Annotated in this window: 7 protein-coding genes and 2 pseudogenes; 6 read left to right on the top strand and 3 right to left on the bottom strand. The window is 40.5% G+C overall.

Features of this window, described 5'->3' with window-relative positions; all coding sequences use genetic code 11:
• Window positions 1-59: 59 nt before the first annotated feature.
• Together ACFQIC_RS15550 and ACFQIC_RS15545 are read right to left on the bottom strand one after the other, a co-directional pair.
• On the bottom strand, window positions 60-1,019 hold the full coding sequence (locus ACFQIC_RS15550) for a toxic anion resistance protein (protein WP_465260873.1): 960 nt from the start codon (window positions 1,017-1,019) through the stop codon (window positions 60-62).
• A gap of 235 nt (window positions 1,020-1,254) precedes the next feature.
• Window positions 1,255-2,109: a hypothetical protein gene (locus ACFQIC_RS15545; protein WP_204710120.1), complete on the bottom strand. Its 855-nt coding sequence runs from the start codon at window positions 2,107-2,109 to the stop codon at window positions 1,255-1,257.
• Window positions 2,110-2,613: 504 nt separating this feature from the next.
• Here ACFQIC_RS15545 and ACFQIC_RS15540 point away from each other — a divergent pair.
• Window positions 2,614-3,345, top strand: a complete 732-nt coding sequence (locus ACFQIC_RS15540; protein WP_204710117.1) for a Fic family protein — start codon at window positions 2,614-2,616, stop codon at window positions 3,343-3,345.
• A 584-nt stretch (window positions 3,346-3,929) separates the two neighbouring features.
• On the opposite strand, the pseudogene cudC reads toward ACFQIC_RS15540, so the two are convergent.
• Window positions 3,930-4,471, bottom strand: a pseudogene (gene cudC, locus ACFQIC_RS15535) (choline uptake/conversion transcriptional regulator CudC).
• A gap of 287 nt (window positions 4,472-4,758) precedes the next feature.
• Between cudC and betB the strand changes: the two are divergent.
• The 5 genes and pseudogenes from betB (at window position 4,759) to ACFQIC_RS15510 (ending at window position 12,330) form a co-directional block, all read left to right on the top strand.
• Complete coding sequence (betB, locus tag ACFQIC_RS15530; RefSeq protein WP_204710115.1) at window positions 4,759-6,231, top strand: betaine-aldehyde dehydrogenase; 1,473 nt, start codon at window positions 4,759-4,761, stop codon at window positions 6,229-6,231.
• A 376-nt stretch (window positions 6,232-6,607) separates the two neighbouring features.
• Window positions 6,608-8,290: a choline dehydrogenase gene (gene betA, locus ACFQIC_RS15525; protein WP_204710104.1), complete on the top strand. Its 1,683-nt coding sequence runs from the start codon at window positions 6,608-6,610 to the stop codon at window positions 8,288-8,290.
• A 326-nt stretch (window positions 8,291-8,616) separates the two neighbouring features.
• Window positions 8,617-10,062: a 23S rRNA (uracil(1939)-C(5))-methyltransferase RlmD gene (gene rlmD / locus ACFQIC_RS15520; protein WP_204710094.1), complete on the top strand. Its 1,446-nt coding sequence runs from the start codon at window positions 8,617-8,619 to the stop codon at window positions 10,060-10,062.
• Between the two features lie 322 nt (window positions 10,063-10,384).
• Window positions 10,385-10,503: pseudogene (locus ACFQIC_RS15515) on the top strand (30S ribosomal protein S14); the annotation flags it as partial.
• A 231-nt stretch (window positions 10,504-10,734) separates the two neighbouring features.
• Complete coding sequence (locus ACFQIC_RS15510; RefSeq protein WP_204710091.1) at window positions 10,735-12,330, top strand: metal ABC transporter solute-binding protein, Zn/Mn family; 1,596 nt, start codon at window positions 10,735-10,737, stop codon at window positions 12,328-12,330.
• Window positions 12,331-12,793 lie beyond the last annotated feature (463 nt).

The raw sequence follows: 12,793 nt of genomic DNA, 5'->3' as shown, positions 1-12,793 counted from the left end.
GTCATTGTATAGAAGTAACTCTCTAGTGTCGCACAAATCGCAATGTATAATAGAGCGCTTCAGTCACGAAGCGCTCTTTGTGTATGGTTCCTGGTCTGGGATAATTTTTGCCGGACGTTTTCGTTTAAAGCATCCATCTCTTCAATGAACTGTTCACTCGAAGTGATGATACGCTCGGACGACTGCTCAGTCGTTTTCAGTGCTTCGAATACGTTATCAAAAGACTCCTGAAGAGCTTCCATACTGATCGCCGGATTCTCCATCATCTGTGTCGTCTCTTCCGCATTCTCCTTCAGATTCCTGGAGTTCGAGACTAGCATCTGCTCGGTCGCTTTATTGACGCCGTTCACGGTATCGATCACTTTCCGCTGATTATTCAAAGCCAACTGAATCGAAGCGGAGACGGTAATAATATTTTTCGTTAGCGTAACTGCATTACGAATCGATTCCTTCAGCTTTTCATTATTTTTCTTGATAATATCCACAGAAGAAATACTCTGATGCAGCACGCTTTTCATCTGGGTCATGTTTCTCGTGCGCGTAATGATCTTCTCTTTTCCTTCATTAAGCAGCGCCAGGTCGTATTCGCCGTTAGCTTCTTTTTCTTTCAAAAGCTCAAACAGCTTCTTCCCAAGATAGATTTGCTTGTCCAGGTCATAAATGCGATTCTGGGCGTTTTCTTTGATAAGTTGTAATTCGACGCTGTCTTCTTCAAGGCGGTCTTTCCCCGCCAGCAGACTGCGAACAACCGTATCAATCTTCGAGTCTACCGTTTCATACTTCTTCATGTAGCGGTCGATTGACTGTTTTTTACTAAGTTTATAAAAGAATCTCTGAACACTGTTGCCTTCGGTACGCTTCGGATCAAGGTCCGACACGATAACCTCGAGTTCACTCAACGTTTCAGGAATCTCGTTATTGCCTTTGGTCATAAGATCGTTTACCGGGCGCTTCAACGTTTCCATCGTCTCCCCAGCGATTCGCTGTTCCTTCTCTCCGAGGTCCCCGAGCTCTCTCATCACTTCTGAAAGGGAGTCGTCACTGGAAGGTTTGAACCTTTCCGCGTAGGCTTCGGCCTCTGCATTCAGGCGGTCGATATCTTCTTTTTCAATAAGAGTCATCGCTTCTCTCAAGTCCTGATGATTCATTTCAGCTTCTTTGTCTCTATGGAAAGAATTTTTACTCATGTCTATCTCCTATCTGCTATTAGTTGGTTTCGAGAAAAGTAAAACGTCCGGTTGCTAAACATCTTTTTTACTTCTGCGAGAAGAAGTTCTCTTCTTTTTTGTTATACTTGGAAGTAATAATTCCCTTGCTTCTGGAAAAATTATGCGCATAACTTTCTTCTTCTTTTTGCTCAAGTGTGGTGATGAACTTACGCAAATCGTACATCGTCTCCAACAGTTCGTCTTTCCGATTTTCCTTATTGACATCCGACAATCGCTGAAACGATTTGATGAAGTTAGGAACGTCTTTGTCCATCATCGTTTCAAGGGCGTGTTGTTCTTCTATTTCTAATTCTTCCATTCGTTTGAATTGTTTCACTGTCCGTTTCTTTAGAGACGCCCATTCCTTTTGGAGGTCAGGGTGTTTCTCGAGAAACGGGAAGTCCCAGCTTTCGAGGATGGCTTCTCCGGGATGTTCCAAAGTTGTGTCCTCTCCGGATTTTTCCTTTTGCTCCACGTAGGAATCCAGATACGTAAACAAGGCATTCGAAAAATCACGCAATGTGTCCCCTAGTCCTTTTCTTCTCGTGAATTCATCTTTCAATAACGTAGTGGAAAGTGTTTTTTCTTCTTCTCTCATTTCGAAACGGCCAAGCAGCATATGCGGCGGCTTTCCGCACACCTCGATCGTACCCTTGAATGTGTTGGAAGCTGGAATAACTACGGTAAAAAAGACACCGTTCCAAAATACATCCAAAATATATCTCGTGTTCATCTCTACCAGTTCTTTTACATGGAGACCGAAATAAACAGGGAGTTTCCCTTTGATGACCTGCTTCATTTCTTTCATCGTGTGAAAATCGATGTAGCGCTGGTATTCGGAGGTATGCGGCATGAATGTTCTTTCCAAACTCTCAAGCGTAGAAGAGTAGAAGTTTTCCATAGTTCATCACCCCCTTTTGAGTCCTTCCTATTCCTCGACAAATTGTTACTATAATACTTCAAGAATAACACAAATCGGAGTTTGATATGAAGATATGCCTATGTACTCTCCACAAGACAATAAAGGAGGAAAACCATTCTCATGGCTTCCCTCAGAAAAAACGGAGAACGGTTTCACTTTTTGCTAGTTAAGTTATAAAACGTTAAATGTTAAGCTTTCTTTGATATATAAGTCAAACGGATGATACTAATATTATCGGAATAGTATGTATAATTGAGTAAAGTTAAAATATGGACAAGAAAGTTACTCGGTTGGTTAAAAGCCATGCCATTCTAAGTTGAACAGTATTAATGACAATCGGGTAATGAAACTGAGGAAAATAGATTGGTGCAAAATAGAAATACCTTTAATCAAATATTTGATTAAAATTGGTTTAGAAGGTATATTCAGAGCAACACTGGTATTCTCAATTTAAGTATTGTCTCAGTGAGAGAGGTGAAGCAAATGTTCGAACTTATTAATCAAAAGAAGGAACATCTAGATGCCAATCGACCATTACCTAAATATACAGTAAAAAGCCTACGTGAAAAGTTATTACTCGAATGGACATATAATACAAATGCAATTGAAGGAAACACCTTAACTATCAACGAAACGAAGGTAGTTCTAGAAGGAATTACTGTTGGTGGCAAAACGCTACGTGAACACTTGGAGGTTATTAATCATCGGGATGCCATCAAATATGTAGAGGAGATTGTACAAAAGGATGAACCTTTTTCGGAGTGGCAAATTAAGAATCTACATCGACTTATATTAAAAGGAATTGATGATGAATACGCAGGTATATATCGGGATCAGCAAGTTTTTATTTCTGGTGCTAAGCATACACCTCCAACTCCCTTCCTCATAAAAGAAGAGATGGAGCAGTTGATGGCTTGGTATGAACAAGCAGAAACGAAAAAATTGCATCCGGTTGCTCGTGGAGCTATGCTACATGCTATTTTTGTTGGAATTCACCCATTTATTGATGGAAATGGTAGGACATCACGTTTGTTATTAAATTTAGAACTCATGAAAGATGGTTTTCCACCAATTGTTATTAAAGTGGAAAATCGAATAGCTTATTATGAAGCATTAGATAAAGCACATACACAAGAAGAATACGATGACTTTATTAAGTTAGTCACCAATGAAGTAGAAGAGTCATTAAACCTATATTTAAGTACAATAAATTAAAAACACTTAGTAAAAAAATACAATAGAGTTTTCAGGTTAAGATAAATACTCCTACATCATTTTGTCAGCGCTAACATTCTGCTAACGCAATCAAGTGAAAAACAATAAACTCCTGTCAAAGATGTTACATATACCGCACTCTTTTCTTACGGGCGGCATGATATAGGTTTTACTTACATTACCTCCATATGTATTAAAGCTATTAAACTAAAGAGACTACTTCCTATATTGGAAAGTAGTCTCTTTTTAAGTACGGTAAACTGTCACTGAAAAAAAGAAAAAATACCACAGACTTTATGGAAGTGATTGTTAGAGTAACTTTTCTGCGACAATATTTTCATCAATACCAAAAAAGAAGCTAGCCCCCACAATAAATGAGCGACTAACTTCTGGATTTCCTACGTCTATGCCTTATGTTCCCCATTCACCAATTAAATGTTGATTCTATTCACACCATTTCTTAGGCCCCATCCAGAAACTCTTCGGTACTTTCTGCATAGTCAATAAGCTTGCGGATTTGTTGATCATACATCTTCCAATTTTTCATTCAAATAAGTAGGTAACTTCTTGTCCACTTTATATTGTTAATCTTTCGGTAAAAATTCAAATATCTTACCGCTTCTTATACTTGCAACTAAGTCATCCAACCAGTGATAGTATGTTTTAGACTCTTCTAATTGATCATAGTATTTCTTTGCTTCTGCAACAATTTCTGGTGTGCTGGTGGAATCTTTTATAATATCTATGAAATCTCCTTGTGATTCCTCAATTGCTTCCATATTCATTTTCACTTCTCGTTCCCACATCTGACAATAAAACCCCATAAAGGAACGGAAGAAATTTTTCTCTGCTACATAAGTATGTTTCCTAGAACCGCGTGTAAATGTTTTTTTACCATTTTTATTTCTTGGAGCCTGCGGACGCTAGTACTCATACTTGGTTTACTCATTTCGAGTTCTGTACGCATTTCATCAAGCGTCATCTGATCTTTGAAGTACATCGTCGCATATAAATTTGCAGCAGCTGGTGTGACCCCATATAAATCCATAGTCTCTGCAATGGCACCAATGACTTTATCTTCGGCTTCTTCTATTTTGACTCTGGATCTTTCAGTAGATTCACTCATAAGGTCGCTCCTTCAATATAAAGTAAATCGTGTTAAAAATTTATTAAATCTTCTTCACGAACTTTATGTTAACGTGTTCAGATAAAAAGTCAAATGGGAAAATTATATTTTTCACCAATTGAAAATGTCCGCTATTTCACTAATCATAGCCATTCTAGTTCATTCTAATTCTTTCTATATATTATGTTTGAACTTATTTTGACAGCCATAAAAAGGCGTGTTATTGTTAAGAACGTTAAATAAATTTTTAATAAACTTAATTTTATTCAAAATCGGAGTTGATAGATATGGATCTTAAACTACAACAATATATTAATGGCAAATGGGTGGACGCGAACTCGGAGAATACGCGTGAGATTATTAATCCATTTAACCAGGAAGTTATTGCTACTGTTCCTGAAGGTGATGAATCAGATACAAGAGCAGCCATTGCTGCAGCAAGAGAAGCATTTGATAACGGGGAATGGGCTTCTACTACAGCAACTGAGCGAGGGGCTGTCGTAAGGGAAATTGCTGAATTGATTGAAAGAGACAAACAAGAACTTGCTCATTTAGAATCATTGGATACTGGCAAGACAGTAGAAGAAAGCCGTGGAGACATGGATGATATCGCTGGTGTGTTTCGTTATTATGGAGAAATTGCAGATAAAGATGGCGGAGAGCTAGTGGATTCTCCAGTGTCAAACTCTACCAGTAAAGTGGTTCACGAACCTGTTGGGGTTTGTGGGCAGATTACACCTTGGAATTATCCTTTACTTCAAGCGTCCTGGAAACTGGCTCCAGCGCTTGCGACTGGAAATACTTTAATCATGAAGCCAAGTGAAATTACACCGCTTACTACTATAAAAGTATTTGAACTAATGGAAGAGGCTGGGGTGCCTGCTGGTGTTGCTAACCTGGTGCTTGGTACAGGCGATACAGTTGGCGCAGAGCTGTCTAATAACACAGATGTAGACCTTATTTCTTTTACAGGCGGTATTGTTACCGGGAAAAAAATTATGCAAGCGGCAAGCGTGAATGTGAAGAAACTAGCACTTGAGCTTGGTGGGAAAAACCCGAATATCGTATTTGCTGATACTGATTTTGAGATAGCTGTCGACCAAGCGTTAAACGGAGTATTCTTCCACGCAGGACAAATTTGTTCCGCTGGTACAAGACTGATTGTGGAAGAAAGTATTCACGATGAGTTCGTGAATGCGCTTGTGGAGCGAGTGAAACAATTCAAGCTCGGAAGCGGATTTGACGAAGATACTCAAATGGGGCCACTCATTTCAGCTGACCACCGTGCGAAAGTAGAAAAGTATGTAGAAGCAGGGATTAAAGAAGGTGCTACCTTAGCAGTTGGGGGCAAACGTCCAGAAGATCCGGAATTGCAAAATGGCTTTTTCTACTTGCCTACGATTTTCACAGACTGCACAACAGACATGACCGTTGTTCAAGAGGAAGGTTTTGGTCCAGTTATCACGGTTGAGAAATTCAGTACAGAAAAAGAAGCGGTGAAGCTTGCGAATGATTCGATCTACGGACTTGCTGGCGGCGTTTTTACAAACGATATTGCAAAGGCTGAACGCTGTGCAGCAAAAATGCGCATGGGTACTGTTTGGATCAATGAATTCAACCTTTATTTCCCACACGCCCCGTGGGGTGGATTTAAACAGTCTGGTATTGGACGCGAACTAGGCAGACTAGGCATGGAAGAATATACAGAAACAAAGCATATATTCCAAAACCTTAAACCTGAACCTATTAACTGGTTCTAAGCTAACAAATTATTATTCATTCTCTATAAAATCATTATGAGAGGATGTTCAAAAAGTTACCAAATGATAAGCGGCGCATCTCTTCGTTGGCTTGTTCTTCCGGTCCTCATGTAGGAAAAGCCTACACTTTGGTCCTCAGAAACTTCGCCGCCTCGACCTGCTTGCTTCTAATTTGGCATCTTTTTGAACACGCACTATGAGGAAGAAAATTGAAAGTCTCTCGCAAGCTCAAGCTTGAGCTACTGATTTTTTTAAAAGTAAATGCTATAAATACAAACTATTAACTAGATTTGATAAATGAAGAAGGGTTTTGAGCAATGCTATTCCTATTGTATGAAGCCCTTTCTTTCAATTTCAAAACGAGGAGGAACAGAATATGAGTGAAACATATGATATTGTCATCGTTGGAGGCGGTAGTGCGGGTTCTGTACTTGGTGACCGTCTAAGTGAAGATGGAAAAAAAAGTGTTCTTGTTTTAGAGGCGGGACGCAGTGATTATGCATGGGACCTATTGATCCAAATGCCAGCAGCTTTGCCGTTTCCTGCAGGCAAAAGCCTTTACGATTGGAAATACGAATCGGACCCTGAACCATATATGAATGGAAGACGTATCAAGCATGCTCGAGGAAAGCTGCTCGGAGGTTCAAGTTCAATTAACGGTATGATTTATCAACGCGGTAATCCGATGGACTATGAACGCTGGGGAGCCGACGAAGGTATGGAAACGTGGAATTTTGCGCATTGTCTTCCGTATTTCAAACGCTTGGAAAATGCTTTAGGATCACCAGATGATGATCTTCGCGGCCACGACGGTCCTATCAAATTGGAACGTGGGCCAGCCACCAACCCATTATTCCAAGCCTTCTTTAACTCAGGTGTAGAGGCTGGTTACTCAAGAACCCCTGATGTGAACGGTTTTCGCCAAGAGGGATTCGGACCTTTTGATAAGCATGTGTACAAAGGCCAGCGGTTGTCAGCTTCACGTGCCTATCTGCATCCAGCAATGAAGCGTGAGAACTTAACGGTGAGGACTCGTGCTTTCGTTAAGAGTGTCGACTTCGATGGTACTCAAGCTCAAGGGTTGACATATCAACGAAACGGGCAGACTCATCATGTTAAAGCAGGTGAAGTTATACTTTCAGGTGGTGCAATCAACACGCCGCAGCTACTTCAATTGTCAGGTGTGGGAGATGCCGAACACCTTCGCTCTCTTGGCATTAAACCCGTAGTTGACCTTCCGGGTGTAGGGGAAAACCTCCAGGATCACCTCGAAGCCTATATCCAACACGCTTGTCCGCTGCCTGTTTCTGAACAGCCCAACTTAAATAAAGCGCGCATGCCTTGGATCGGTTTACAGTGGATGCTTGGACGCACTGGGCCGGCAGCTACCAATCATTTTGAAGGCGGAGGTTTCGTCCGTTCAAACGAGGACGTCGATTATCCTAACTTGATGTTCCACTTCCTTCCAGTAGCAGTGCGGTACGATGGACAAAAGGCGCCAACGGATCACGGCTTCCAAGTCCATGTCGGACCTATGTATTCAGATGCTCGGGGGTCATTAAAGATTCGTTCGAAAGATCCTAAAGAGCATCCAAGCATGGTCTACAACTATCTTTCTACTGAACAGGACAAACGCGAATGGGTTGAAGCGGTAAGAGTCACCCGTAAGATTATGACTCAACAAGCGATGTCATCTTACAATGCTGGTGAAATCTCACCTGGTCCTACTGTTCAAACAGACGAGGAAATTTTGGAATGGGTGAAAGAAGATGCTGAAACGGCACTTCATCCGTCTTGTACCGCAAAAATGGGACCTGCTTCAGACTCCATGTCTGTCGTAGATCCGCAAACCATGAAAGTTCACGGGCTAGACAATGTACGGGTGGTTGATGCGTCTGCCATGCCTTACGTTACGAATGGCAATATCCATGCACCTGTGTTGATGTTGGCGGAAAAGGCAGCAGACCTTATCCTTGGACGTAAACCACTGGAGCCAATTGATACCGATTTCTATCGTCATGGAGTACATCCAGCCGGTGCAGGCACAGTAACCAAATAACGCTTTCCGTGAGAAGGTCTCTTTCAAAATGTATTTGCTCTAGAAGCATACATTTATGATAGAGTGCCTTCTCTTTTTTCTGGAAAATTGTTATAAGTTATTGAGTTGACTTCCATAACAGGGGGCAGCTGTACATCAAAAGAGTCCACAACGGAAAGTGGTCTTAATCGATGAAGACAAGCTAAAGTTTCTAGATTTAATGATTTCCAAAGAGGTGAACAGACATGGTCAAGTGTTAGGAGCACCTTTTTTTACTATCGCTTATTTTACCATCAGTTATGGGTAGTTTATAATGAGGGGCAACATAACAAAGACAGGAAGTGCCTATGAGTAAACAAAAGAATAAGACATATAAGAAATCCAAAAATAAACACAACCGTTCTGAGAAACCGTACGAGAAACAGAACTCATCTCAACGTGTCAAGAAATCCGTAACCGCTGAGGTGACTTGCTCAGGCCTGACCAATGAAGGCAAAGGCATAGCCCAGTGGAAAGGAAAGCAGCTGGAAGTACCTCATCTGTTGCCTGGTGAAAAGGCTGAGGTGACAGTGTTCCAAAAAGGTCGATTTGTAAACGCAGAGTTGAAACGTGTGATCAATCCAGCCAAAGAACGAGTCGAGCCACCGTGTGCGTATTATTATGAGTGTGGGGGATGTCAGCTGCAGCATATGAGCAATCAGACGCAATCGCGTTTAAAGCAGCAAACCATAGATGGTTTAATGAAGCCATTCGGAAAACCGGAGCCCATTTTGACGATGGATGACCCTTATAATTACCGGAACAAGAGCCATACGACATTCGGTCTGAATCACAAGCGACAGATCATTGGAGGATTGTACGCTCAGAACACACATGAAATCACTCCGGTGGATTGGTGTCTCATTCATGATCCGAAAGCGGACGAAATCGTGCAGACCATCAAGGACTACATGAAGACTTCGAAAATGCAGCCGTACAACGAAGATACTGGCCGTGGCTTCTTGCGGCACGTGCTAATCAAAGTTGGCAAAGTCAGCGAGGAAATCATGGTAGTGCTGGTCGCAGCATCTTCTGAATTTAAGGGTAAAAAGAATTTTGTGAAAGCTTTACGAAAAGCTCATCCAGAAATTACGACAATGCTACTGAATGTTAATAAACGGGACACCAGCGTAGTTCTGGGCGATCAGGAGTATGTATTGTTCGGCAAGGGAACGATAACAGACACTTTGTGCGGCCTGAAGTTCGAGATCTCTGCAAAATCCTTTTATCAGATCAATCCGGTTCAGACGGAGAAATTGTATGGAAAAGCCATTGAAATGGCCGAGTTGACCGGGGAGGAAACCGTGATTGATGCCTATTGTGGCATTGGGACGATCGGTCTTGTTGCCAGCCAGAAAGCCGGAAAGGTCATTGGCGTAGAGGTGAATAAGGATGCGGTACGTGATGCCATCCGTAATTCGAAACGTAACGGCGTGAAAAATGCACGGTTCTATCAAGGTGACGCTGGAGAATTCATGATAGAGATGGCGAAGCGTGGTGATAAAGCTGATGTAGTAATTATGGATCCACCGAGAAGCGGGAGTGACGAAGCATTCTTATCAAGCGTCGTTCAGCTTCAGCCGAAGCGGATCGTGTATGTGTCCTGTAACCCGGAAACGCAGGTGCGAGATTTAAAGTACTTGGAGAAAAATGGGTATGACGTTGAAGGTATTCAGCCGGTGGATATGTTTCCGCAGACGATGCATGTTGAAGCTGTTACAAAATTGGTATTGAAAGAAGGTACAGGCTCCTAATTTTAGCAGCCTGTTTTGCTTATAGTTTATTTTATAAGGAGTTTAAAGATGTTTTTTTATTATTTTTACTGCCCAAGGTATGGTGGAATGACGGTGTAATCTAGCTGGCCTAGCTGGAAAGCTCATTTCAACTAAACCTGTAAATGAAAATTTGCAGGACATTATTAAAGCACAAATTGCACAAGCCTCACAAGAGTTTCCTGAACTCTTGTGAGGCTTTATACATTTTTATAGGTAATTTATGAGGAGTTTAAAAAGATAACGAGAATATTTTTAAACCAATAAATCATAATCATTATCGTTAAAAAGAAAGGTGAGAAAAATGGCTGAAAAATCTAACGAAGCAAAGGAAAAAAGAGACAAGAAATGGTAGTAAAATATGCTAAACCGAGAAGAGAGCTAAAAGCTAAAGGAGATTATAAATCACTTAGAAAGCTTCCTCTCCGACACGTTTAAGATTTGTAGAAAAACTTAAGCGATTGATTTCTACCCAATGAATATCATAAAAAAACCTGAATCATTATTATTATGAATTATAAATTTGATGTCTATGGGATATGTCCTACATACAATAAAATGGTTTATTTAGTTGCTGAGGTTAAGAGTAATGATTACTATTTACAAATCGTAATCATTACGATAAAATTTTATTGAATAAAAGGAGGAGAGCAATTGTTTAAAAAATTTGCAGGAGTACTAAGTTTATTTACTGTCATCTTTACACTAGCTGCGTGTGATGGAGAGAAGGCAAGCAGTAATGAAAGTGAAAGAGAATCACAAGGTTCGAATGAGGAGTTGAAGGTTTTTACAACGGTTTATCCTCTTCAGTTTTTTGCTGAACAAATTGCAGGGGATCAAGCTTCTGTAGACTCTATTCTACCACCTGGATCAGATCCGCATACTTATGAACCAACTACCAAAGAAATGATAGAATTCGCTGAATCTGATGCTTTTATTTATAATGGAGCCGGTTTAGAACCGTATGCTAATCAAATCTCCGAATCTATTGAATCTGAAGACGTTAAGATACTAGAAGCATCAAAAGGAATTGACTTGGAAGAGCACGTTCATAACCACGAAGGAGAAGAAGATAGCCACGAGAACGAACATGATGGGCATAATCATGGAGATCAAGACCCACACGTTTGGCTCGATCCTGTTCGTTCTATTCAGATGGCGGAACATATAAAAGATACATTAGTTGAATTAAAACCTGAGCAAGAAGAAGCCTTTAACGAAAACTTTGAAGAGTTGAAAGGAAAGCTTGAGAACTTAGACGAAAAGTTCCATACACAACTAGAGACTTTACCCGAGAATAAAATTATTGTATCCCATGCAGCTTACGGCTATTGGGAGAAAGCCTATGGGATCGAGCAGGTGCCCATGTCTGGTTTAAGCCCTGCTAACGAGCCTTCACAAAAAGAAGTGGAAAATATCATTGAGACTGCTGAAAGGCACGGCTTGAATTATGTATTTTTTGAGCAAAATGTAACCCCTAAAGTGGCGGAAGTTGTTAGAAAAGAAATCGATGCAGAGACATTACGCATCCACAATTTATCTGTTTTAACAGAAGAAGATCTTGAGAATAATGAAGACTACTTTACACTCATGCAGCACAATTTGGATAAATTAACAGAAGCTTTGTCTGAACCTTCATCAGTTTCAGAGGACGATACAGAAAATGATGAGCACAGTGAACACGACCATGGGCGTGCAGATGATGAAAAATCCGAAAAAATTTATGAGGGATATTTTGAAGACAGTCAAGTGAAGGACCGTTCGCTCTCCGATTGGGAAGGAGACTGGCAGTCTGTCTACCCATACCTTCAAGATGGCACACTTGACGAAGTATTTGACCATAAAGAAGCACATGAAGGTGACAAGACAGCGGAAGAATATAAGAAGTATTATAGAGAAGGGTATCAAACCGATGTTGACCGTATTTTGATTCAGGAAGATACGGTAACGTTCTTCAAAAATGGTGAAGAAAATTCTGGTGAGTATATCTCCGATGGGTACGAAATTCTAACATATGATGCTGGAAATAGGGGGGTAAGATACATCTTCAAATTAAATGAAGATACTGAAGGGCTTCCTCAATATATTCAATTTAGTGATCATAGTATCTATCCGACGAAAGCTGATCATTATCACCTATATTGGGGCGACGACCGTGGAGCTCTATTGGATGAGGTTACCAATTGGCCTACCTACTACCCATCAGATATGGATGGTAATGATATTGCCCATGAAATGATGGAGCATTAAAAAAGTTTTGTGCAGAAATTGGACTTTCCTTTTAGCCTGTTTGGTAAAGAGTTATTCAATTTTAACTAAAAGGGTATCGAAAGCTGAAGACCTATACCATGGTCTTCGGCTTCTTTATTATTTAGAAATGATCTTTACTTATCAGAAAGTGGTATCTCTTATTTTCTAAAGAGGAACTTCTAAATCAAAAGTCCGACGGTTTTAGATGAAAGGTACAGTTTCGATGCTAATTTTATGGAACGAAATTTAGTACATTATGGGAAGCAAATGTTCAAACTCTGTTAACGGAGGAAGATATTAAACAAGGCTCAATAGTGATAAAGAAATGGAAGTCCGTATTTGCTCCTGTAAAGGTAAGCTAGCTATCTAACAACCAGTAAATTGTCTATATGAAATTATGGTTCTCCACCAAAAACCCTGTGCCAAAAATTTTGCACAGGGTTTTTAGTGGAGAAAGGATTTT

The sequence above is a fragment of the Halobacillus seohaensis genome, assembly GCF_042663045.1.
GTDB lineage: Bacteria > Bacillota > Bacilli > Bacillales > Halobacillaceae > Halobacillus_A > Halobacillus_A seohaensis.
This window is presented reverse-complemented; position numbering and strand designations above follow the sequence as displayed.